The following is a 21,886-nucleotide window of genomic DNA, read 5'->3' as shown; positions in this document are numbered from 1 at the left end:
ACCTCTGAAATGGATGGGGGTGAATAGGAAAAATACGATGTAAGCCAGATTCCACCGAAAATGGGGCGTGAATCGGCTATTTCAAGGCCATGTTATTTCGCTATTTATGATCTTTTTGGAACTTATTTGCCGCATTCCTGTTCCAGGAAGCTCCAGACTCCCGGGTCGGACATGGATGCCACATTGATTCGCATCCGCGACGTCGGCAATTGGGTGGGCGAGAACAAGCTGCCGGGCGCCAGCAAATAGCCTTGCGCCAGCGCTTTTTCGGTCAGGACATTGGTGTCGCAACCGGTGTCGGGCCAGACGAACATGCCGGCCGGGGTGCTGATGTCGACTGTCATGCCGACCCGTTCCAGTTGCCGGATGGTTTTGTCGCGCAGGCTGTCGAGTTTGCCGCGCAGGCGGTCGACGTGCTTGCGGTAGTGGCCCTCGGACAGGATCTTGTAGACCACGCGCTCGCCGATTTCGGCGCTGGTCAGCGTGGTCAGCAGTTTGTGGTCGGCAAAATTTTGCGCCAGCTCATGCGAGGTGGCAATAAAACCGACCCGTAGATTGGGCGATAGCGTTTTGGAAAAACCGCCCAGGTAAATCACCCGCTTGAGCTGATCCATGGTCGCAATGCGGGTCGCCGGCTGCACTACGGTGCCAGGGTGCATATCGCAGTAAATATCGTCTTCGACAATCATGAAGTCGTGTTCTTCCGCGATCTTGAGGATCTGGAATGCTTTGGCCGCCGACAGCGAGGTCGAGGTTGGATTGTGCAACACCGATACCAGCACATACAGCTTGGGCTTGTGCAAGGCCGCCAGTTCCGCCAGTTTGGCGATGTCGGGGCCGTCCGCAAGTCGCGGAATGCCGACGATCTTGGCGCCGAGCGCGGTGAACGAGGCAAACATCATGAACCAGGACGGATCGTCGACGAAGATCACGTCGCCCGGCTGGGTAAAGTGGCGCGCCACGATGTCGATGGCCTGGGTGACGCCGATGGTGGTGACCAATTGCTCCGGCGTGGCGGCGATTTCCAGCTCCGCCAGTTTCAATTGCAGTTGCTGACGCAGCGGTAAAAAACCTTGCGGCGTGCCATAGGTCAGGAAGTGGCTGGGACTTTGCCGGCTGACGGCGCGCAAGGCGTTGGCAATCAGTGCGCCGTCCAGCCAGTCGTTCGGCAGCATGCCCGAGCCCGGCATTTTTTGCGGCGGCATTTGGCGGAACATATTGCGCACCAGCCAGACCACGTCCAGCAACGGCGGCCGGCTATCGCCGGACGGCTGGTGTTGACCGTTGCCGATCAACGGCGAACGTTCGCGCACATAAAAGCCGGAGCCGCGGCGCGATTCCAGGAAGCCTTTCGCCACCAGCCGGTCGTAGGCCTCGACCACGGTAAACCGCGAAACGCCATGCAAATCGGCGAATTGGCGAATCGACGGCATGCGTGCGCCGGTACGCAACAGCCGGTCGTCGATGCGCGCTTCGATCAAGCGCACTATCTGCTCGACCAGCGAGGTATCGCTATCGCGCGACAGTAGCTGAGGGGCGGTGGGCGACGCTACGGCGCTAAGCTTGCGGGCAGGAACTGTATTGGTCATATCACCAGGACAATGGTAGAAATTATTTGGTTAACTGTATTGGTACTGTATTGGTTTTATCGCATAGGATACTCCTACATTACAAACGCTGACAACCACTGACCACCATGAAAACATTGTTCATGCAAACAGGGCATACCCAACTGACCATCGCCGGCGGCTGCACGCTGGCCGGTATCGCCGATAGTCCGCGCACCTTGCGGGTGCTGAGCGGGCAGGTATGGATTACTTTCGAAGGGCAGCCGGAAGATCACTGGCTGCGCGCCGGCCGCTCGCTGGCATTGCTGCCAGGCCGCATGGTGGTGGTTGAATCCGACTCGGCCGACAGTCGCATCGAGCTGACTTGTCCGCCGCAACGCGGCTTGTTGACGGCTTTACTATCGGCATTAAGTCGCCTGCGCGACCCCGGCTTCCACCCCGCAACCAATGTATTTGGATTAGATAGAGTTGACTCATGATGATCGAAACCTTATTTCCGCTTGCCCTGTTCGCCTTCGTGTCATCCATCACGCCTGGCCCCAACAACATCATGCTGACCTCGTCGGGCATCATGTTCGGCTTTAACCGCACGGTCCCGCACATGCTCGGCGTCACTTTCGGCTTCGGCGTCATGCTGGTGCTGTGCGCGGCCGGGATCGGCAGCCTGATCCTGGCATTGCCGTCAATCCACGTGATACTCAAAACGCTGGGCTCGGGGTATTTGCTGTACCTGGCCTGGAAGCTGCGCAAAATGACGTTCAACGCCGATCCGAAGGGCGACAACAAGCCCATGACTTTTATGGCGGCATCGCTGTTTCAATTTGCCAACCCGAAAGCCTGGATCATGGCGGTCACCAGCGCTTCGGCATTCTTGCCGCAGATGGAGTCGATCTGGCTCTCGATCAGCCTGTATTGCCTGGTGTTTTGCGCGATCAATCTGCCTTGCGTCAGCGTCTGGGCCGGGGCCGGCTCGGTACTAAGGCGCTACTTGGCGCAAGCGCTGTGGCAGCGCGTGTTTTGCGCGGTGATGGTACTGTTGACGGTTTATTCGGCGGTTTCAATCTGGCTTTAGCGGCCGGAGTTGCTTGTTACACAGAAATGATGATCGCGAAGGACACCTCTAAAAAACTACTGCGCGTCCCAATCTCGGGGCTGCGATGCTCACCGTACCTCCGTACGGTTGCGCTTCTCGCCCCGACCTTGGGCCGCTCGCTACGGTTTTTAGAAGTGTCTGATACAAAGTGGTGAAATAAATAGCAGTATTTTTCCGCAATCTGCACGGCGGATTTGAGATAATCATCAATTAGCCGGCAGCTTCTTCAGAGTTGCGCCGGCTTTACCCCAATTCATCCCATCATTGTTGTTGGCGTCAAAAGCGCCGACAAATGATCTTTTTATCGGAGTGTCAGATGTCTGTTTATGAAAATTTGAAAGCCCTGAATATCACCTTGCCGGCGGTCGCTGCGCCCGCTGCTGCCTATGTGATGTACGTACAAAGCGGCAAGACGATTTATTTGTCGGGTCATCTGGCGAAGAGAGACGGCAAGATCTGGGTCGGCCAACTCGGCAAGGACATTACGACTGACGAAGCCAAACAAGCTGCACGCAACATCGCAATCGACCTGATGGCGACCCTGCAAGCGGCAACCGGCAACGACCTGACTCGCGTCAAACGCGTCGTCAAGCTGATGAGCCTGGTCAATTCGACGCCTGATTTTACCGAGCAGCACCTGGTTACCAACGGCGCTTCGGAATTGATCTCGGAGGTATTTGGCGCCAAAGGCATACATGCCCGTTCGGCGTTCGGCGTCGCGCAGCTGCCGATGGGCGCCTGCGTTGAAATTGAAATGATTGCAGAACTGGAGTAGTCCCGGCAGCAGCGATTATTGAGTGCCATCGCTACTAGCTACCCAATAGCGGAGACGCCAGATCACAAGAATCCGATTATAAAAAGAAGATCACTTGAAGAGAACAGCATGAAAATTAATAATCCAACCCCTATCCAATGGCGCTTTTCGGAGCGTGCGCAAAAGCTGCAAAGCTCGGCCATCCGCGAAATCCTGAAGGTAACGATGCGTCCGGAAGTGATTTCGTTCGCCGGCGGCCTGCCGTCGCCAGCGACGTTCCCGGTCGAACAAATGCGCGCGGCCTACGACAAAGTGCTGTCGCTACAAGGCAAAATTGCGCTGCAATACGGTCCGACCGACGGTTATGGGCCGCTGCGCGAGTGGGTCGCCAATTCGCTGTCGACCAGCGATGCCAAAATCTTGCCGGAACAGGTGTTGATGGTGTCCGGCTCGCAGCAAGGGTTGGATTTGCTGGGCAAGGTATTGATCGACGAGGGCAGCAAGGTATTGGTCGAAACGCCAAGTTATCTGGGCGCCTTGCAAGCCTTTTCCTTATATGGACCGGAGTTCGTGTCGCTGCCTAGCGATGACGGCGGCTTGCTGCCGGAAGCGGTTGAAACCTTGGGGCAGGGCGCGCGCATGCTGTATGCCTTGCCTAATTTCCAGAACCCGACCGGCCGCACGCTGTCGGTGGAACGCCGCCAGGCCCTGGTCGCGGCCTGCGACAAACTGGGCTTGCCGCTGATCGAGGATGACCCGTACGGCGCCCTCAGCTATCGCGGCGAACCGTTGCCGAAGATGCTGAACATGAATCCGGACGGCGTTATCTACATGGGTTCGTTCTCCAAAATCCTGACGCCGGGCATTCGTCTGGGCTATGTGGTGGCGCCGCGGCCGCTGGTGGAGAAGCTGGAGCAAGCCAAACAGGCGACCGATTTGCACACTGCCCAGCTGACCCAGATGGTGGTGTACGAAGCGATCAAGGACGGCTTCCTGAAAGAGCACATCCCGACCATCCGCAAGCTGTATTCGGATCAGTGCGCGGCGATGCTGGATGCACTGCAAACGTATTTCCCAAGCAGCGCCAGCTGGACCAAACCGGAAGGCGGCATGTTTATCTGGGTGACCTTGCCCAAGCATATCGACAGCAAAGTACTGCTGGCGCAGGCCATCGAACAGCACGTCGCGTTTGTGCCGGGCGCACCGTTCTACGGCAATACGCCGGAAAGCAATACCCTGCGCCTGAGCTTCGTCACCGTGCCACCGGAGAAAATCCGCAAGGGAATCGAGATCCTGGGTAAGTTGATTACCGCGATGCTGTGACTTCAGGTTTCAGCGCATGAAAAAAGCCGGCGATCAGCCGGCTTTTTTATTGCCTTGAGAATCAGCAAGTAGGGCGGAAAAGCGCAGCGTCTTCCGCCGTTACTCGGCCCGAACCCACCGCAGGCGGCGGCATCATGGCGGATAACGCTGCGCTCATCCGCCCTACGGGCCTTTTTTTATTTCACAGGTGGCGCAAGACTCACTACTGGGCGGTCAACGTCGCCGGTTTCAATTTCGATTCCAGCATTTTGCCTTTACGGGCGCGCTTGCCGATATGCGCTGCCAGGCCTGAGGCCGACAGCGCCACTTCTTGCGCCTTGCCGCCGCGGCCGGTGCCGGCCACCACGACGCCGCGCTGGCTGATCGGTTGCGCCGCCAGCAGTTTCTCGTTGTTATCCAACTCCATCAGGATCACACCGCGACCGCCATTGGTCAGCGCTTTGCATTCGTCCAGGCCGAACACCAGCAGGCGGCCTTGTTCCGACAGGCAGGCCAGCGCGCTGACGTTGGCGGTCAGCGGGCGCGGCGGCAATACTTGGCCGCCCTCGTCCAGGGTGATGAAGGCCTTGCCGGCTTTGACCCGGCTCAGCATGTCGCCGACCTTGGCGGTAAAGCCATAGCCGCCGGTCGATGCCAGCAGCAGCGTGATGTCGCTAGCGCCGGCAAAGTAATGCAGGATGCTGCTGCCGTTGGCCAGGTCGATCAAGGTGGTGATCGGCACGCCGTCGCCGCGAGCGTTCGGCAGTGCGGTCACCGAGACCGAGTAGATCCGGCCGTTGGAGCCGAACGTCAGCAGATTGTCGACGGTGCGGCATTCGAAAGCGCCATACAGCGCGTCGCCGGCCTTGAACGCAAACTGGCTGGCATCGTGGCCGTGACCGGTACGGGCCCGGACCCAACCCTTTTGCGAAATGATGACAGTCACCGGCTCGTCGATAACCTTGGCTTCCACTACGGCTCTTTCGGCGGCCTCGATCAAGGTGCGGCGGGCATCGCCATATTGCTTCTGGTCGGCTTCGATTTCCTTGATCACCAGACGCTTCATGGAGGCAGGATTGTCGAGCAGGTCGAGCAGCGTGGTTTTTTCGTTGCGCAACTCGGCCAGTTCTTGTTGGATCTTGATCGCTTCCAGTCGCGCCAATTGGCGCAGGCGGATTTCAAGGATATCTTCGGCCTGGCGGTCGGACAGCTTGAAGGCGGTGATCAGGGCCGGCTTCGGCTCATCCGATTCGCGGATGATTTTGATGACCTTGTCGATATTCAGCAGGATCGCCTCGCGGCCTTCCAGGATATGAATCCGGTCTTCGATTTTTTGCAGCTTGAATTGCGAACGGCGGGTGATGGTGGCGAAGCGGAACGCGATCCACTCGCGCAAAATCATGCCTATGCCTTTCTGGCGCGGACGGCCGTCGCCGCCTATCATCACCAGGTTGATCGAGGCGCTGCTTTCCAGCGAGGTATGCGCCAACAGCATGTTGGTGAATTCGGTCTGGTCGAGATTTTTCGATTTCGGCTCAAACACCAGGCGTACCGGGGCATCGCGGCCGGATTCGTCGCGCACCGCGTCGAGCACCGACAGGATGGTTTGCTTCAGCGCCAGTTGTTCCGGCGTCAGCGATTTCTTGCCGAGCTTGATTTTCGGATTGGTCAGTTCTTCGATTTCTTCCAGCACCTTTTGCGAGGAGGTGCCCGGCGGCAGTTCGGTGACCACCACCTGCCACTGACCGCGTGCCAGCTCTTCGATTTTCCAGGTGGCGCGTACTTTCAGGCTGCCGCGTCCGGACGCGTACATTTCTGAAATCGCGGTGGCGGAAGTGATGATTTGGCCGCCGCCCGGGAAGTCCGGCCCGGGGATGATCTGCATCAATTCGTCATGGCTCAGCGCCGGGTTGCGGATCAGCGCGACGGCGGCCTTGGCCACTTCCTGCAAATTGTGCGATGGGATTTCGGTGGCCAGGCCAACGGCGATCCCGGACGCGCCGTTCAGCAGCACGAACGGCAAGCGCCCGGGCAGCAGTTTCGGTTCTTCGGTCGAGCCATCGTAGTTGGGCTGGAAATCGACCGTGCCCATGTCGATTTCATCCAGCAGCAATTTGGCGATCGGCGTCAGCCGCGCTTCGGTGTAACGCATCGCCGCCGCGCCGTCGCCGTCGCGCGAGCCGAAATTGCCTTGACCGTCGATCAGCGGATAGCGCAGCGAAAAATCCTGCGCCATCCGCACCAGGGCGTCATACACCGACTGATCGCCGTGCGGGTGCAGTTTGCCGAGCACGTCGCCGACCACGGCGGCCGATTTGCGCGGCTTGGCGGCGGCGTTCAGTCCCAACTCGTTCATCGCATACAGGATGCGTCGCTGCACCGGTTTCTGACCGTCGGACACATCCGGCAGCGCACGGCCTTTGACCACGGAAATGGCGTAGTCGAGATAAGCGCGTTCGGCGAAAGTGGCGAGGGTCAAGGATTCGCCGTCGGGTGGCGGCAGGTCAAACAAATCGTTTTGTTCAGTCATGGAATTCAGCAGATTATTCGATTAAAGGCGAAGTCGCGGTGGGCATGGCAGCAGGCATCGTGGCAGGCATGCTGCGGCGTCCGGGAATGGTCATGTGGATACGGCTTAATCCGGAGTCGTTGCCTGCGGAGTTGCGGGCCGACTTGGCGAAAGCCGGTTGATACAGTTGGTAGAACTGGCGCACCAGTTGTACGTAATTGCGTGTTTCGGGATAGGGCGGGATCTGGTTGTTGTACTTTTGTACGGCGCCTTCGCCGGCATTGTAAGAGGCGATCACCAATTCCTGCTGGCGCGGAAACATCTTCAGCAAATCACGCAAATAACGCGCGCCGAGGCGGATATTGGTGCGCGGATCGGTCAGCTTTTGCTCCAGTGGCTTGTTGCGATCGCTGCTCAAGCCGTAACGCTCGGCGGTGGCCGGCATGATCTGCATCAGACCGATGGCGCCCTTGGGCGATACCGCAGCCGGGTTGAAGCCGGATTCAGCCGCCATCACCGCCTTCAGCAGAGCCGGCTCCAGCGCGAATTCTTGCGCCGCCTGATCGACGATGGTTTCGTACTTCTTCAGATTGGGATGTTGCGACAGATAGCGGAACAGCGGGCTGTCGAGGCGTTGGGTATTTTGATGACCGGCAGCGCCCGGCGTCAGTTGCGCAGAATCGAACTCGGCGCCGCCGCGCATGAATAACTGATAGCGGCCGTCCAGTTTTTCAGTCGAAAAATGACCGGCGCCGTCGGCGTCGATGTAGCCGTAGACATCGGCATGGGCGGCAGTCGGCGCCAGCGCCGATGCCAATCCCAAAGCCATGGTCAGGCTCAACATCAATCCAGACAGGCGCACAGGCAATTTCATCAAATATCTGCCTCGGCTTCATTGCCGTGCTCTTCAATCCAGGCGCGACGGGCAGCGGCTTCGCCTTTCCCCATCAGCATGTTGAAGCGGTTTTCGGAAGCCAGTAAATCGAAAGCGCCGAGCGAGATCGGCAACAGGCGACGGGTATCGGGATTCATCGTGGTTTCCCACAATTGTTCGGCGTTCATTTCACCCAGGCCTTTGAAGCGGGAAATGGTCCATGCAGTGTCCTTGACGCCGTCCTTGCGCAATTTGTCTTCAATCGCTTCCAGTTCGCCATCGTCCAGCGCGTAGATCTTTTGCGCCGGCTTTTTGCCGCGTGCAGGGGCATCGACCCGGTATAGCGGCGGCCGCGCGACGCAGATGTTGCCGCGGTCGATCAACTGCGGGAAGTGGCGGAAAAACAAAGTCAGCAGCAATACCTGGATGTGCGAGCCGTCGACGTCCGCATCGGACAGGATGCAGATTTTGCCATAGCGCAGGCTGCTGAAATCGACGGTGTCGGTCTTGCTATGCGGATCGACGCCGATGGCGACCGCGATATCGTGGATTTCATTGTTGGCGAACAGGCGGTCGCGCTCGGTTTCCCAGGAGTTGAGCACCTTGCCGCGCAATGGCAGGATGGCTTGGAATTCTTTGTCGCGGCCCATTTTGGCGGAACCGCCGGCCGAGTCGCCCTCGACCAGGAACAGTTCGTTGCGGGTGATATCGCTGGATTCGCAATCGGTCAATTTCCCTGGCAGGATGGCGACCCCGGACGATTTTTTCTTTTCTACTTTTTGCGCGGAACGCAGGCGGTTCTGGGCTTGCTTGATGACCAGGTCGGCCAGTTTTTTGCCGTACTCGACGTGCTGGTTAAGCCATAATTCCAGCGCCGGCCGGGTATAGGTCGACACCAGCCGCACTGCATCGCGCGAGTTCAGGCGCTCTTTGATCTGGCCTTGAAATTGCGGGTCCAGCACCTTGGCCGACAGCACGAAAGAGACGCGGGCAAACACGTCTTCCGGCAATAGCTTGACGCCCTTGGGCAGCAAGGAGTGCATCTCGACGAAGCTCTTGACCGCGCCGAACAAACCTTCCCGCAGTCCCGATTCATGCGTGCCGCCGGCCGAGGTCGGGATCAGGTTGACATACGATTCGCGCACGATGGCGCCTTCTTCGGTCCAGGCCACGACCCATGCCGCTCCTTCGCCTTCGGCAAAACCTTCGGCGTCGGCGGTCGCGTATTGCTCGCCCTCAAACAGCGGGATCAGCGGTTCGGCATTCGACGATTGCGCCAGCGACTCCATCAGGTAGCCGCGCAAACCTTGATCGTATTGCCAGGTCTGGCTGTCGCCGGTTTTTGCGTTCAGCAGCGTGACTTTGACGCCGGGCAGCAGCACCGCTTTGGAGCGCAGCAGGCGCTGCATTTCCGGAAGCGAAATGGCGGGCGAATCGAAATACTTCGGATTCGGCCAGGCTGTGACTCTGGTGCCGGATTTTTTGTCGTCCCGCGCGATCGGACGCGAGTTCAGTTTTTCAATCACATCGCCATCGGCGAACACCAGTTGATGCACGCCGCCTTCGCGCCAGACCGTGATTTCCAGCCGCGAGGAGAGGGCGTTGGTGACCGACACGCCGACCCCATGCAGACCGCCGGAAAATGAATAAGCGCCGCCGCTGCCCTTGTCGAATTTGCCGCCGGCGTGCAATCGGGTAAACACGATTTCCACCGTCGGCACTTTTTCTTCAGGGTGCAAGCCGACCGGGATGCCGCGACCGTCATCTTCAACACTGACGCTGCCGTCGGCGTTCAAGGTGACCAGGATATTTTTGCAAAATCCGCCGAGCGCTTCGTCCGATGCATTGTCAATCACTTCCTGGATGATATGCAGCGGGTTCTCGGTGCGGGTGTACATGCCGGGCCGTTGCTTGACCGGCTCCAGGCCTTTGAGTACACGGATCGACGATTCACTATAGTCAGACAGCGGTGTTTTTTTGGTTGCCATTCAGTTGTGTAGGGGTACGAGGTGAAAAATTATCAATTTGCAATTAACAATGGACTGCAAGTGGAATCGGAAAATATCAAACTGTCCGCATTCTAATGAAAAAAGTCGCTTAGTTGCAGAACTAAGAGTTGGTTAACAAATAGGCCAAGAACCGAAAGGTGGTTAAATGTTGCAAATGCCACACAGGGCGTTGGCAGAAACAAATGCGAATGGTGATGAGCTTACTTGCTGAGCAGGCGCATGCCGCGCTCCAGTCCTTCTATCGTCACCGGAAACATGCGGTTGCTCATCAATTGCCGGATCACGCCAACCGATTGGCGGTATTGCCACAAGCCTTCCGGCTCCGGATTGAGCCAGATGAATTTGGGGAAGGTCTTGGTGAACCTTTGCAGCCACTCGGCCCCGGCTTCTTCGTTGTTGTATTCAACCGAGCCGCCCGGCTGCAAGATTTCATACGGGCTCATGGTCGCATCGCCGACAAAAATCAATTTGGTGTCAGCCGTATATTTGCGCAGGATATCCCAGGTCTGGAAGCGCTCTGCGTGGCGTCGGTGATTATTTTTCCACAGGTAGTCGTAGACGCAATTGTGGAAATAAAAGAATTCCATATTCTTGAATTCGGTTTTTGCGGCCGAGAACAGTTCTTCCGTGCGGGTGATGTGGTCGTCCATGGTGCCGCCGACATCCAGCAACATCAGCACCTTGATATTGTTTTTGCGCTCCGGTTGCATTTTGATGTCGAGATAGCCGGCATTGTTGGCGGTGGCGCGGATGGTGTCATCCAGCGCCAGTTCTTCCGCCGCGCCTTCGCGCGCGAATTTGCGCAGGCGGCGCAATGCCACCTTGATGTTGCGCGTGCCCAGTTCGCGCTCGTCGTCGTAGTCGCGATAGGCGCGCGCGTCCCATACCTTGACCGCGCTGCGGTTGCCGCCCGAACCGCCGATCCGGATTCCTTCCGGGTTGCTGCCGCCATGCCCGAACGGCGAGGTGCCGCCGGTGCCTATCCATTTGTTGCCGCCTTCGTGCCGGCCTTTTTGTTCTTCGAGCAGCTGTTGCAAGCGTTCCATCAGCTTGTCGTAGCCGAATTTCTCCAGTTGCGCCTGCTGTTCCGGCGTCAATTCGCGTTTCATGCGCTGGATCAGCCATTCAAGCGGGATCTCTGCGTTCTTCTCGAAGATGGTCTGGATGCCTTTGAAATACTGGCCGAAAGCCCGATCGAATTTGTCGAAATGCGCTTCATCCTTGACCAGCGTGGTCCGCGCCAGGTAATAAAAATTATCGAGCGATGGGGAAATGACATTCTTCTGCAACGCTTCCAGCAGAATCAGGAATTCCTTGATCGATACGGGAATTCTGGCGTCTTTCAGCGTAAAGAAAAAATCGATCAGCATGGGGGGCTACTTGTTTGGTTTTGCAAAGGTTTGGGGGTGTTTCAAGCTTCTTGCTTGGTCAGTTGGGGACAGAGCAATTCGTCGCGCTGTGGCGACTTTTAAACTCTGCCCAACAATAAGTTACCGATTTTTGCGCGCCATAAAAACCAGCCGCTCAAACAAATGCACATCCTGTTCATTCTTCAATAAAGCGCCGTGCAGAGGCGGGACGACGGCTTTGGAATCGCTGCTGTGCAAGGCCTCGGCCGGGATGTCTTCGGCCAGCAGCAGCTTGAGCCAGTCCAGCAATTCCGACGTCGACGGTTTCTTTTTCAGCCCTGCAACGTCGCGGACTTGATAGAAAGTTTCCAGCGCTTGCGCCAGCAAATCTTTTTTCAGGTGCGGGAAATGGACATCGACAATCTCCTGCATGGTCTTTTTGTCGGGAAACTTGATGTAATGGAAAAAGCAGCGGCGCAGGAAAGCGTCCGGCAATTCTTTCTCGTTATTCGAGGTGATGATGACCAGCGGCCGGTGTTTGGCCTGGACCATTTCACGCGTTTCATATACGTAAAATTCCATGCGGTCGAGTTCGCGCAGCAGGTCGTTGGGAAATTCGATATCCGCCTTGTCGATTTCGTCGATCAGCAGCACTACTTGCTCATTGGCGGTAAACGCCTGCCACAGCACGCCCTTGACGATGTAATTGTGAATATCCTTGACGCGGGCGTCGCCCAATTGTGAATCGCGCAGGCGCGACACAGCATCGTATTCGTACAAACCTTGCTGGGCTTTGGTGGTCGATTTGACATGCCATTGCAGCAAAGGCATGTTCAGCGCGGCGGCAACTTCTTCCGCCAGCATGGTTTTTCCGGTGCCCGGTTCGCCCTTGATCAATAGTGGCCGTTGCAGCGTCAGCGCGGCGTTTACTGCCAGTTTCAGGTCGTCGGTCGCAACATAGCTGGGGGAACTTTCAAATCGTGTCTCGGGTCGCATCGGTTCATCCGGAAGAAAATAAAGCCGAGTATAAGCGAGAAATTCAATCGACCAATCGGTCATCTGTGTCTCAATCCGAGCGCGAAAATGCTTGAACATCAATGTTGGCAATACGCCATTGTTCATTTGATTACATTCGCCTTTTCTTCATAACAACTACAAATGAAAATATTCTTTCTACGTTTGCAAGTCATGTGGCGCCGCTTTCGACGAGGAGGCAGTCGACAGCACGCCGATCAATTGCATCAGGCGTCGCAGCTCGAATCCCTGATGCGTCGCGCAAATCCTTTTGCTTCATGGCAGGAGCGCGCCGACTGGATGATCGACATTGTCGAATGGGTGCGTCATGAACCCACGGTGTCGTTGTTGGAAGAGGGTATCTGGCGTCGCGTCAAGCAACAACGCCTGGTTTTTCTACTGGTGTGGCTGGATGCCAACCGCGACGTGCGCCGGGTGGTGCAGACCACGCTCCAGAAAACGCTGCGCGAGGCGGTCGGCCCCGAGCTTTTTTGTGCCACGGGTTTGCCGCATGAGCCGGCGTTTTTCAGCGAGCTATCCGAGCATGTGGTCAAGCTGGTTTTGCCGAAACCGCCTTTTGAAGCCGACCTGTCGGTCTTGTTTACAGCGTTGTTCCCGGCTCCGGAGGATGCCGCATGGCTACTGAAGCTGGATCAGGAGGCGGTGGCGCAGATCTGGCGCCTGGTCGCTGACGATGGCATTACCCATATGTATCAGCAGCAGATTGACGAGGCCCTGGTGTATCTGGTCACGGCAGTGCTGGCGGACGGCGTCAGTCAAGCCTTCCGCCAACGGCTGGATCCCCGGATGCCATTGCAGGCGACGCCATTCATGGTGTTGCGGCGCGAACTGGAAACCTATTTGTACGTCAACCCCAGAGATGAGGCCGCACTGCGCAGCGTGCGCATGTTGATCGCCGTCTGTCAGGCGCAAACCGATAGGATTTATGCGCATCTTGATGAAAATGGCGTATCGGTCAGCCTGGTGTATCGGGTCGAACGGATGCGTGCGCAATTGACCCGTATGGCGCGTTTGCTCGATGTGCGTGCCGCGATTTACCGGGATCAGGAAACGGCGCAAGACGCGGAACGGAATCCTGGCAAGGATCCGGGGCGAGATGTGAGTCAGATCCAGGCCCTGCTGAGCGACTTTATCGCCGCCCATCATCAGCGCTCGTCGGTGCGTGGCCTGGTGCAGCGCAGTTTTTCCCTGCTGGCGCGCAAGATGGTCGAGCGCAATGCGGATCATGGCGAGCACTATATTGCGCGTGATCGCAGCGAATATCGTGCAATGCTGAAAGCGGCCTGTCGCGGCGGCGTCATCACCGCATTCACGGTACTTGGCAAATCGTTGCTTTCGGGTGCGGGGGCGGCGCGTTTTTTCGAAGGACTGTTTGCTTCGTTGAACTATGCGGTCAGTTTCACGATGATTTCCGCGGTAGGCGGCGTGCTGGCGACCAAGCAGCCGGCGGTCACGGCGCCGGCGCTGGCATCCAAAATGGGCCAGCTCGACACGGTGGACGGCTTGCGTGCGCTGCTGACTGAGGTTGCGTTGCTGCTGCGGTCGCAGGCGGCTGCGGTATTCGGTAATTTGATCGGCGTGATACCGATGATGCTGGCGATCTCCGGAGTCATCATGTTGACCACACATGCGCCGCTGATGACTGCCGAATATGCTCGTTCCAACATACATGATTTATCGCTGATTGGGCCGACCCCGTTGTTTGCCGCGCTGACCGGGATATTGCTATGGTTGTCGAGCCTGGTCGCCGGCTATGCCGACAATTGGTTTGCCTTGCGTCGCCTGCGTGAAGCCTTGACCCATCAGCGGCGGCTGGTGCGCGTATTGGGTTCGATGAGGGCCGAACGCTGGGCGACCTGGCTGGATCGCAATATGGCGCAAATTTCCGGTAACTTATCGCTCGGGCTTTTATTGGGCATGACGCCTGTGATCGCGCAATTTTTCGGTGTGCCGCTGGAGGTGCGGCATGTGACGCTGTCGACGGGTGCGCTGACCGCAGCCGCCGCAAGTCTGGGATGGGAAGTGCTGGCTATGCCGCAGTTTTGGTTGGCGCTAGCTGGGATTGCCAGCATCGGCATGCTGAATGTTGGAGTTTCTTTTGCTTGCGCATTGACCTTGGCGCTGCGGGCGCGGGATGTTCCGGCACGGATCAGGCGCTTGGTATTTCGGGCGGTGTTGCGACGCTTCAGCGTTTCGCCGCGCTTCTTCTTGTTTCCCGAAGAGTCGCCGGCGGCATCGGCGCAGGCCGGGCAGCAAGCTGCGGAAGACGCGGACGACGTCTCGCCGGCTACTGCGGGTGATGTGCAGCCGCAGTCTGCGCGCGACTCTTCCGATCAAGCCGCAAATCAACAAGCGCCGGCGCCGATCAGGCGGCCCGACAGTCGGCAGGGTTAATGGCCGACGCAGCGCCGATATCGGCGCTGCCGATCGTGTGGCTTTGACATCAGCGGGCGTGACTATGCGTGTTTCTTGGGGTAAAATTGTCCGCCTTTGGTGTCGGGTGGCGACGGCAATTTGCGTCTGGCAGGCTACCAAAATTTACACAAAACCGGTTTCGCTTCATTTACGCAGCTCTTTACCCCCAGCTAATATGAAAAAACTAATTGCACTTCTCGCGCTTGCGGGTATTGCCAACATGGCCGCAGCGGCGGACGTGGTCGGCAACGCTAAGGCGGCTGAAAACAAGATATCGATGTGTATTGGCTGCCACGCCATCCCCGGCTATAAAGCCAGCTTCCCGGAGGTATATCAAGTGCCCATGCTAGGCGGGCAATCGGCGAAATATATTGAAAATGCGCTGAAGGCCTATCAAAAGGGCGAGCGCAAGCACCCCACCATGCACGGCATCGCAGCCAGCTTGTCCGATCAGGACATGGCGGATATTGCGGCTTACTATTCGCAGCAAAAATAAGGGGCCCACACAATGAAAAAGATTATTGCTGGCGTGCTGTTCTTGCTGTCCACGAGTGTCTCCATCAATGCTTTCGCTGGCGGTAATATCGCGGCGGGCGAAGCGGCTGTGAAAAAATACGGCTGCGCTTCTTGTCATGGTGCGGACTTCCATACCCCGATCGATCCAAGTTATCCGAAGCTCGCCGGCCAGCCGCAGGATTACTTGCAGCACGCATTGATCGCTTACCAACGCGGCAACGACGGCCCTTATGGCCGCAGCAACGCAATCATGGGTCCTCAAGCCAAGGCCTTGTCGCATCAGGATGTGCAGGATGTCGCGGCTTACCTGCATAGTCTGCCGACGAATTTGGTATTGCGTAAGTAATAAAGTAGCGCTAGCCAAACGCGATATGAAAATAGCCCTCCAAGTCATTGACCTGGAGGGCTATTTTTTTAGTCAGGCTAGCCGATTATTCCGACTGGCGCATCGTCCGCGGCCTATTCGGCAATGCCGCCCACCACGTGCGAGAAACCGCCATCGACATAGGTGATTTCACCGGTGATGCCGCTGGCCAGGTCGGACAGCAGGAAGGCCGACGCATTACCGACATCTTCAAGGGTAACGTTGCGGCGCAGCGGGGCGTGCTCGGCAACGAAGCCCAGGATCTTGCCGAAGCCCTTGATGCCGCTGGCTGCCAATGTCTTGATCGGACCGGCGGAGACGCCGTTGACGCGCACGCCTTTGGGGCCCAGCGAGGCGGCCAGATAGCGGACGCTGGCTTCGAGCGACGCCTTGGCCAGGCCCATTGTGTTGTAGTTCGGTACCACTCTGTCCGAACCCAGGTAGGTCAGGGTCAGCAATGCCGAATTAGGGCGCAGCAAAGGCACGGCGGCTTTAGCCATTGCCGGGAAACTGTAGGCGGAAATGTCATGCGCAATCTTGAACCCTTCACGCGACAAGCCATCCAGGAAATCTCCGGCAATCGCTTCGCTAGGCGCGAAACCGATGGCATGCACCAGGCCGTCCAGCTGATCCCAGGACTTGCCCAGATCGGCAAACAGCGCGTTGATTTGTTCATCGCTGCTGACGTCGCAATCGAAAATCAATTCGCTGTCGAATTCTTTCGCAAAATTGGTGATGCGCTCCTTGAAGCGTTCGCCGACATAGGTGAATGCCAGCTCGGCGCCTTCGCGCTTGCAGGCTTGGGCGATGCCATAGGCGATTGAGCGGTTGGACAGCAGGCCGGTAATGAGAATTTTTTTGCCTTGCAGGAATGCCATATTGACTCCAGATATGCGCGCCTTGAGTGTCGCGGGCGCGGGGTTATGTCAGTGAGGTGCGGGAATGCTACCGGAAATTCTGAACGAACAAGGCAGGATTGTAGGGGTTCGCTGCGGTCCCGGCAACTAGAGGGCGCCGGCGCGATTCTGATGTAAGAGGCACTGGAGTCCAGAAGCGGCCGCCTCGAAGCGGCCTCAACTGCCCCAGCACCTCAGGTATTGATTAGCTGCGCGGGTGTTTCTTGGCGGTTGCTTTGCCTTTTGAGGCGCCATGGCTGACAGTCGCGCTCGCCTTGTGATAGCGCGTGCTATGGCCGCCACTCGCTGCGATCATGCGGTTAGGTACTTGAAGTTGCAGGCTTTGGCCGCGGCTGACGCTGTCGTGATGCAGGCTATTCCATGATTTGACTTGAGAAACGCTGACATGATAGCGCTGGGCGATCGAGGCCAGTGTGTCGCGTTTGCCGACTTTGACAACAATGCGGCGCGTTTCCGGTGCGTCCGGCGTGACTGCCATGGTCGCGTTGTCGGCGACTTCTGCCGTGATGTCGCTGTTGGAGGCTTCAGTCTTCGGCACCAGGATGGTCGAACCGGCTTTCAGCAGCATTTTTGGCGGGATGTGATTGACTTCCCGAATCACCGCCGGGGTGGTGCCGAATTTGGCCGCAATGGTTTCAATCCGCTCGCGTGCGCTGCCGACGGTATGGGCGGTCCACGATGACAGCGTTTGCGTCCATTTTGTCAGGTTGTTCTTGAATTTTTCGGCGTTGCTTTCTGGCAGTAGGATCTTGGTGTCGGAGCTGCCGATGATCACCGGCCGGTTGAACTGCGGATTCAAGGCTTTGAATTCATCCAGCGATAATTCCGCTAGTTGTGCCGCGACCTTGACGTCGATGTCGCGGGTTTTGCCGATCGTGACGAAGTATGGCTGGTTGTCCACTTTCGGTAGCGCGATGCTGTACAGGTCGGGTGCTGCGATGATGTTCTTGACCGCTTGCAGCTTCGGTACGTAGTTGCGGGTTTCTGCCGGCATCAACGGTGCCAGGCTATTGAAATCGATAGGCAAGCCGGCTGCCTGGTTTTTGTTGATCGCGCGCTGCACCGAACCTTCGCCCCAGTTGTACGCCGCTAACGCCAGTTGCCAGTCGCCAAACATGCCATACAGCTTTTGCAGATAGGTCAAGGCCGCATCGGTCGATGCCAGGACGTCGCGCCGCTCGTCCTTGAACATGTTTTGCTTGAGATTGAAGTCGCGTCCGGTGGAGGGGATGAATTGCCACATGCCGGCTGCTTTGGCGCTTGAATAAGCTTGCGGATTGAATGCGGATTCGATGAAGGGCAACAAGGCCAACTCGGTCGGCATGCCGCGCTTTTCCAACTCTTGCACTACGTGAAACAGATAGCGCGACGCCCGTACCGTGGTGCGCTCAAAATACTCCGGACGCGCACTGTAAAACTCGGTTTGACTGAGCACCTGTTGATTTTCCAGGTCGGGTATACCGAAACCCTTGCGAATCCGCGCCCAGATATCGACTTGTTCCATGCCAAGCATTCCCGCGCTGGGATCGTTTGGATCAATCAAGCTGAAAGTGGGAGTGTAGATGGAAATATCGTTGGCCTGGGCCAAGAGCGGGGCGCCGAAAAAAGCCAGCGCGGCAATAGCGAGAGTTTTGAGTTTTAGCTGATGCATGGGTTCGATTTGCGTGACCGGGCTGTCATCAGCCGGTAATAAAGGAATAAGCGCAGTGTACGTAACGCAGTTTTCCTCCGTCAAGTGGAAATTGCGCAAATTTTTGTGGTTAAGTGATTGATTTAACAGGTAATTACTATTTTCGCCATTGCGGGGGAGAATTAAAAACAATTTGCGGGACAGAGTTTAAGAGCTGACGCAGCGCAGCGAATTACTCTGTCCCCAACAAGCCAACTATTTGCGGGACAGAGTTTAAGAGCCGCCGCAGCGCGGCGAATTACTCTGTCCCCAACTAACTAGATGAGACGTATAAATTGCAATGGACAGAATTGGAAGGGCGGCGCCTAAGCATTGCCGCCGCATTACAGGTTGCGATCACTTAAAAGTATTCTTCCATTCCCTCAGCGCCGCGAATGCCGAGACCGGATCGGCAGCCTCAAGACGGCCGGCCGATTGTAGGTTGGCAATGATCGTCGCCTGCCTGTAACGGAGAAACGGATTGGTGGCATTCTCCAGGCCGATGGTGGATGGCACGGTTGGCTGATTGCGGTCGCGCTTGGCTTGTTCCGCTGCGATGCGGGCGATCAGCTTGGCGTTATCTGGCTCGACCGCCAGCGCAAAACGCAAATTCGACAAGGTGTATTCATGTGCGCAAAAGACCAGCGTGTCATCTTGAAGCGCGCTCAATTTTGCCAATGAGTCGGTCATTTGCGTCGGCGTGCCTTCGAACAGGCGACCGCAACCGCCGGCGAACAAGGTGTCGCCACAAAACAGCCAATGCTGTTCGGCCGCAACATAAGCGATGTGGCCGCTAGTATGGCCCGGAACATCAAGCACCGATAAGTGCAGTCCCAGTTGTGGAATGTCGGCTGTATCGCCTTCACTCAATGGCTGACTGACGCCAGCGATGGCTTCGCTGTCAGGCCCAAATACCGGCACTTTAAAACTTTGCAACAAAGTTTGTACGCCGCCAACATGGTCAGCATGATGATGTGTCAGTAAAATAGCGGTGAGTGTCAGGTTATGGCGCGCGAGCGCGTCCAGAATCGGTGCCGCATCGCCAGGGTCAACCACGGCGGCATGCCGGCCATCATGAATTAACCACAGATAGTTGTCGTTAAATGCCGGCACTGCCAATACACTCAACGACCGATTTAATAAGGCAGGCATGGAATATCCGTCTTCAGAAAAATCCATTATAGCGCTCGGCCCCTGGCTGCAGACGCCCACCGGCAGTTACATGCAGGAGTGGGAGCAGGCGCGCCTGGATGCGATGACCGCGGATATTTTCGGTTTTCATGCGATGCAGATTGGCGTGCCGCAAATTAACGCGTTGCAGGCCAATCGGATGCCGTACAAATGGCTGACCGATAGTCGTTTGCCGGAATCGACCGTGGCGGCAAGTCCGACCAGCATCGTAGTGACCCATGATTTTGCAGACTTGCCGTTTGCGTCGCAAAGCCTGGATTTGATTGTGTTGCCGCACGTACTGGAATTTGCCGCCGAACCGCATCAGGTATTGCGCGAGGTCGAGCGCGTATTGATCCCGGAAGGACAGGTCATCATTTGCGGTTTCAATCCAGCCAGTTTATGGGGGATTCGGCAAACGGTCGGTCGCATGTCGGGAGTCCATTTTTTGCCGCAGAATGCCGAGTTCATCAGCCTGCTGCGTTTGAAGGATTGGTTGAAACTATTGAACATGGAAGTCAATCGCGGCCACTTCGGTTGTTACGCGCCGCCGTATACGAGCGCCAAATGGTTGCATCGTTTTGCCTTCATGGAGAAAGCGGGCAATCGCTGGTGGCCGTATTTTGGTGCGGTATACATCGTGCAAGCGATCAAGCGTGTTAAAGGCATGCACCTTATCGGCCCGGCTTTCAGTAAGCAGGCTATCAAGGCCGCGCGCGGCGTACCGGCCACCAACAAGATCCACAAGACACGCCAGAACGGGGCAGGGCAATAGTGTTTTAACTGGGGTGGCAAGCGACCAGCTTACTTACAGCTGGCTTGGTTCTGTCGCCTCGTGTACCTATCGTTGGCGTGCCGATCATATTCGGCGCGCCGGTCAAATCAATGCAGTTCAAGTGAGCTAAATAAGTATGGATAAAGTAGAAATATATGCAGACGGTGCATGTAAGGGCAATCCCGGCACCGGCGGTTGGGGAGCATTGCTGGTCGCCGACGGTAAAGAAAAAGAACTCTGCGGCGGCGAGCGCAACACAACCAACAACAGGATGGAGTTGAAGGCTGTGATTGAGGCCCTGGCGGCATTGAAGCGGCCATGCGAAGTGGTCGTATTTACCGATAGTCAGTACGTGCAAAAAGGCATTAGCGAGTGGATTCACGGGTGGAAGGCGCGCGGCTGGAAAACCGCAGCGCGCGAGCCGGTTAAGAATGTCGACTTGTGGCAGGAGCTCGACGCCGCTCAGGCACGCCATCGGATCGAGTGGCGCTGGGTGAAAGGGCATGCCGGTCATGCCGGCAATGAGCGCGCCGACCAGCTTGCCAATCGCGGCGTGACGACGGTTTTATAATGGCCTCCACGACTTCCATAAATACCCTTGAAGGGTATGTTTTTAATATTCTTTCTGTATTGGCGATCAAGTGACCATGCGACAAATTGTTCTGGATACCGAGACTACTGGCCTTAACCCGCGTACCGGTGATCGCATCATCGAAATCGGTTGCGTCGAACTGATGAATCGGCGATTGACCGGCAAAAATTTTCATCGCTACATCAATCCGGAGCGGGACTCGGAAGAAGGCGCGTTGGCGGTGCACGGCTTGACTACGGAATTCCTCCGCGATAAACCAAAGTTCGCCGAGATTTTTGCCGAGCTGCGCGAATTTGTCAGCGGTGCCGAAATCATCATTCACAATGCGCCGTTCGATCTGGGATTTCTGGATGCTGAATATAAGCTGCTAGGCCACGGGCCTTTCGTGGGCGATGTCAGCGGCGTTATCGACACGCTGGTTCAGGCCAAGGAAATGTATCCCGGCAAGCGCAATTCGCTCGACGCCTTATGCGATCGCTACGGCATCTCGAACGCGCACCGGACCCTGCACGGCGCGCTGCTGGATTCCGAATTGCTGGCGGAAGTGTATTTGGCCATGACGCGCGGGCAAAACAGTTTCAGCATCGACCTTGGAGCGGACGAAAGCGATGCCGGTGGCGGTGGTGAAGTGCTAGCTTTGGCTCCATTGGCCGAGATCATCGTGCGAGTGGCCAATGAAGAAGAGTTGGCCGAACATGAGGCTGCATTAACGGTCCTCGACAAGGAAGTAAGAGGGCAGTGCATATGGCATCAAGCGCCGGCTCAACCGACGGAAAATCAGGATTAAAACTGATTTCGTAAAAAATTCTTACAAGACACTAGCCATAAATAAAATTTGCCACTATAATTTCGTTTCTTTAGGAGGCGCGTAGCTCAGCTGGTTAGAGCACTACCTTGACATGGTAGGGGTCGTTGGTTCGAGTCCAATCGTGCCTACCAGTGATTTCGGTTCTCGGGGACATTCCGGGGACATTT

At 56.9% G+C, this 21,886-nt stretch carries 19 protein-coding genes and 1 tRNA gene; 11 read left to right on the top strand and 9 right to left on the bottom strand.

What is annotated here, in order from left to right; translation table 11 throughout:
- Positions 1-122: 122 nt before the first annotated feature.
- Entirely contained in the window at positions 123-1,589 is a 1,467-nt protein-coding gene (locus ACFPM8_RS08370) for an aminotransferase-like domain-containing protein (RefSeq protein WP_378996990.1), read from the bottom strand.
- Between the two features lie 122 nt (positions 1,590-1,711).
- On the opposite strand from ACFPM8_RS08370, the gene ACFPM8_RS08365 reads away from it, so the two are divergent.
- The 4 genes from ACFPM8_RS08365 to ACFPM8_RS08350 all read left to right on the top strand — a co-directional run bounded on the left by ACFPM8_RS08365 (position 1,712) and on the right by ACFPM8_RS08350 (position 4,738).
- Entirely contained in the window at positions 1,712-2,047 is a 336-nt protein-coding gene (locus ACFPM8_RS08365; protein ID WP_378996988.1) for a DUF2917 domain-containing protein, read from the top strand.
- Entirely contained in the window at positions 2,047-2,640 is a 594-nt protein-coding gene (locus tag ACFPM8_RS08360) for a LysE family translocator (RefSeq protein ID WP_378997434.1), read from the top strand. The genes ACFPM8_RS08365 and ACFPM8_RS08360 overlap by 1 nt, the downstream gene beginning before the upstream one ends.
- Before the next feature lie 337 nt (positions 2,641-2,977).
- Positions 2,978-3,436 carry a RidA family protein gene (locus ACFPM8_RS08355; RefSeq protein ID WP_378996986.1) on the top strand — a complete coding sequence of 153 codons (459 nt, stop codon included), beginning with the start codon at positions 2,978-2,980 and terminating at the stop codon, positions 3,434-3,436.
- A 108-nt stretch (positions 3,437-3,544) separates the two neighbouring features.
- Positions 3,545-4,738, top strand: a complete 1,194-nt coding sequence (locus ACFPM8_RS08350) for an aminotransferase-like domain-containing protein (protein ID WP_378996984.1) — start codon at positions 3,545-3,547, stop codon at positions 4,736-4,738.
- Between the two features lie 202 nt (positions 4,739-4,940).
- On the opposite strand, the gene parC is transcribed toward ACFPM8_RS08350, so the two are convergent.
- From parC to ACFPM8_RS08325, 5 genes are all read right to left on the bottom strand, one after another.
- Positions 4,941-7,247 carry a DNA topoisomerase IV subunit A gene (parC, locus tag ACFPM8_RS08345; RefSeq protein WP_378996981.1) on the bottom strand — a complete coding sequence of 769 codons (2,307 nt, stop codon included), beginning with the start codon at positions 7,245-7,247 and terminating at the stop codon, positions 4,941-4,943.
- Between the two features lie 13 nt (positions 7,248-7,260).
- Complete coding sequence (locus tag ACFPM8_RS08340) at positions 7,261-8,100, bottom strand: lytic transglycosylase domain-containing protein (protein WP_378996979.1); 840 nt, start codon at positions 8,098-8,100, stop codon at positions 7,261-7,263.
- Positions 8,100-10,088: a DNA topoisomerase IV subunit B gene (locus tag ACFPM8_RS08335; protein ID WP_378996977.1), complete on the bottom strand. Its 1,989-nt coding sequence runs from the start codon at positions 10,086-10,088 to the stop codon at positions 8,100-8,102. The genes ACFPM8_RS08340 and ACFPM8_RS08335 overlap by 1 nt, the downstream gene beginning before the upstream one ends.
- A gap of 221 nt (positions 10,089-10,309) precedes the next feature.
- Entirely contained in the window at positions 10,310-11,479 is a 1,170-nt protein-coding gene (locus ACFPM8_RS08330; protein ID WP_378996975.1) for a vWA domain-containing protein, read from the bottom strand.
- 120 nt (positions 11,480-11,599) lie between these two features.
- Positions 11,600-12,454, bottom strand: coding sequence for an AAA family ATPase (locus ACFPM8_RS08325; RefSeq protein ID WP_378996973.1), 855 nt, complete (start codon positions 12,452-12,454; stop codon positions 11,600-11,602).
- Positions 12,455-12,724: 270 nt separating this feature from the next.
- Here ACFPM8_RS08325 and ACFPM8_RS08320 point away from each other — a divergent pair, with 270 nt between their 5' ends.
- The 3 genes from ACFPM8_RS08320 (at position 12,725) to ACFPM8_RS08310 (ending at position 15,770) form a co-directional block, all read left to right on the top strand.
- A complete protein-coding gene (locus ACFPM8_RS08320) occupies positions 12,725-14,887 on the top strand; it encodes a site-specific recombinase (RefSeq protein ID WP_378996971.1) in 2,163 nt (720 codons plus the stop codon).
- A gap of 196 nt (positions 14,888-15,083) precedes the next feature.
- Positions 15,084-15,404, top strand: a complete 321-nt coding sequence (locus ACFPM8_RS08315; RefSeq protein ID WP_378996969.1) for a c-type cytochrome — start codon at positions 15,084-15,086, stop codon at positions 15,402-15,404.
- A gap of 12 nt (positions 15,405-15,416) precedes the next feature.
- The gene (locus ACFPM8_RS08310) at positions 15,417-15,770 is read left to right on the top strand and encodes a c-type cytochrome (RefSeq protein WP_378996967.1); all 354 of its coding nucleotides are present in this window, start codon (positions 15,417-15,419) and stop codon (positions 15,768-15,770) included.
- Between the two features lie 113 nt (positions 15,771-15,883).
- Here ACFPM8_RS08310 and fabI read toward each other — a convergent pair whose 3' ends face one another.
- The 3 genes from fabI to gloB all read right to left on the bottom strand — a co-directional run bounded on the left by fabI (position 15,884) and on the right by gloB (position 19,553).
- A complete protein-coding gene (fabI, locus tag ACFPM8_RS08305) occupies positions 15,884-16,666 on the bottom strand; it encodes an enoyl-ACP reductase FabI (RefSeq protein WP_378996964.1) in 783 nt (260 codons plus the stop codon).
- Positions 16,667-16,889: 223 nt separating this feature from the next.
- The gene (locus ACFPM8_RS08300) at positions 16,890-18,356 is read right to left on the bottom strand and encodes a transglycosylase SLT domain-containing protein (protein ID WP_378996961.1); all 1,467 of its coding nucleotides are present in this window, start codon (positions 18,354-18,356) and stop codon (positions 16,890-16,892) included.
- Between the two features lie 375 nt (positions 18,357-18,731).
- Entirely contained in the window at positions 18,732-19,553 is an 822-nt protein-coding gene (gene gloB, locus ACFPM8_RS08295) for a hydroxyacylglutathione hydrolase (protein ID WP_378996959.1), read from the bottom strand.
- Here gloB and ACFPM8_RS08290 point away from each other — a divergent pair.
- The 4 genes from ACFPM8_RS08290 to ACFPM8_RS08275 all read left to right on the top strand — a co-directional run bounded on the left by ACFPM8_RS08290 (position 19,525) and on the right by ACFPM8_RS08275 (position 21,850).
- Entirely contained in the window at positions 19,525-20,319 is a 795-nt protein-coding gene (locus ACFPM8_RS08290; protein WP_378996957.1) for a class I SAM-dependent methyltransferase, read from the top strand. The genes gloB and ACFPM8_RS08290 overlap by 29 nt on opposite strands.
- Positions 20,320-20,455: 136 nt before the next feature.
- Positions 20,456-20,890 (top strand): ribonuclease HI, encoded by a 435-nt coding sequence (rnhA, locus tag ACFPM8_RS08285; RefSeq protein ID WP_378996955.1) that lies wholly within the window; start codon positions 20,456-20,458, stop codon positions 20,888-20,890.
- A gap of 76 nt (positions 20,891-20,966) precedes the next feature.
- Positions 20,967-21,698: a DNA polymerase III subunit epsilon gene (gene dnaQ, locus ACFPM8_RS08280; protein WP_378996952.1), complete on the top strand. Its 732-nt coding sequence runs from the start codon at positions 20,967-20,969 to the stop codon at positions 21,696-21,698.
- A gap of 75 nt (positions 21,699-21,773) precedes the next feature.
- Positions 21,774-21,850: transfer RNA gene (locus tag ACFPM8_RS08275), tRNA-Val, on the top strand.
- Positions 21,851-21,886 lie beyond the last annotated feature (36 nt).

Source organism: Paraherbaspirillum soli (assembly GCF_042654985.1).
In the GTDB taxonomy this organism is placed as follows: domain Bacteria; phylum Pseudomonadota; class Gammaproteobacteria; order Burkholderiales; family Burkholderiaceae_D; genus Paraherbaspirillum; species Paraherbaspirillum soli.
The sequence above is the reverse complement of the archived record's forward strand: the minus strand, read 5'-3'. Positions and strand labels throughout refer to the sequence as shown.

Coding starts and splice junctions, on each gene's coding strand:
- ACFPM8_RS08370 (WP_378996990.1), bottom strand. CDS start 1,589: ATGACCAATACAGTTCCTGCCCGCAAGCTTAGCGCCGTAGCGTCGCCC.
- ACFPM8_RS08365 (WP_378996988.1), top strand. CDS start 1,712: ATGCAAACAGGGCATACCCAACTGACCATCGCCGGCGGCTGCACGCTG.
- ACFPM8_RS08360 (WP_378997434.1), top strand. CDS start 2,047: ATGATCGAAACCTTATTTCCGCTTGCCCTGTTCGCCTTCGTGTCATCC.
- ACFPM8_RS08355 (WP_378996986.1), top strand. CDS start 2,978: ATGTCTGTTTATGAAAATTTGAAAGCCCTGAATATCACCTTGCCGGCG.
- ACFPM8_RS08350 (WP_378996984.1), top strand. CDS start 3,545: ATGAAAATTAATAATCCAACCCCTATCCAATGGCGCTTTTCGGAGCGT.
- parC (WP_378996981.1), bottom strand. CDS start 7,247: ATGACTGAACAAAACGATTTGTTTGACCTGCCGCCACCCGACGGCGAA.
- ACFPM8_RS08340 (WP_378996979.1), bottom strand. CDS start 8,100: ATGAAATTGCCTGTGCGCCTGTCTGGATTGATGTTGAGCCTGACCATG.
- ACFPM8_RS08335 (WP_378996977.1), bottom strand. CDS start 10,088: ATGGCAACCAAAAAAACACCGCTGTCTGACTATAGTGAATCGTCGATC.
- ACFPM8_RS08330 (WP_378996975.1), bottom strand. CDS start 11,479: ATGCTGATCGATTTTTTCTTTACGCTGAAAGACGCCAGAATTCCCGTA.
- ACFPM8_RS08325 (WP_378996973.1), bottom strand. CDS start 12,454: ATGCGACCCGAGACACGATTTGAAAGTTCCCCCAGCTATGTTGCGACC.
- ACFPM8_RS08320 (WP_378996971.1), top strand. CDS start 12,725: ATGCGTCGCGCAAATCCTTTTGCTTCATGGCAGGAGCGCGCCGACTGG.
- ACFPM8_RS08315 (WP_378996969.1), top strand. CDS start 15,084: ATGAAAAAACTAATTGCACTTCTCGCGCTTGCGGGTATTGCCAACATG.
- ACFPM8_RS08310 (WP_378996967.1), top strand. CDS start 15,417: ATGAAAAAGATTATTGCTGGCGTGCTGTTCTTGCTGTCCACGAGTGTC.
- fabI (WP_378996964.1), bottom strand. CDS start 16,666: ATGGCATTCCTGCAAGGCAAAAAAATTCTCATTACCGGCCTGCTGTCC.
- ACFPM8_RS08300 (WP_378996961.1), bottom strand. CDS start 18,356: ATGCATCAGCTAAAACTCAAAACTCTCGCTATTGCCGCGCTGGCTTTT.
- ACFPM8_RS08290 (WP_378996957.1), top strand. CDS start 19,525: ATGGAATATCCGTCTTCAGAAAAATCCATTATAGCGCTCGGCCCCTGG.
- gloB (WP_378996959.1), bottom strand. CDS start 19,553: ATGGATTTTTCTGAAGACGGATATTCCATGCCTGCCTTATTAAATCGG.
- rnhA (WP_378996955.1), top strand. CDS start 20,456: ATGGATAAAGTAGAAATATATGCAGACGGTGCATGTAAGGGCAATCCC.
- dnaQ (WP_378996952.1), top strand. CDS start 20,967: ATGCGACAAATTGTTCTGGATACCGAGACTACTGGCCTTAACCCGCGT.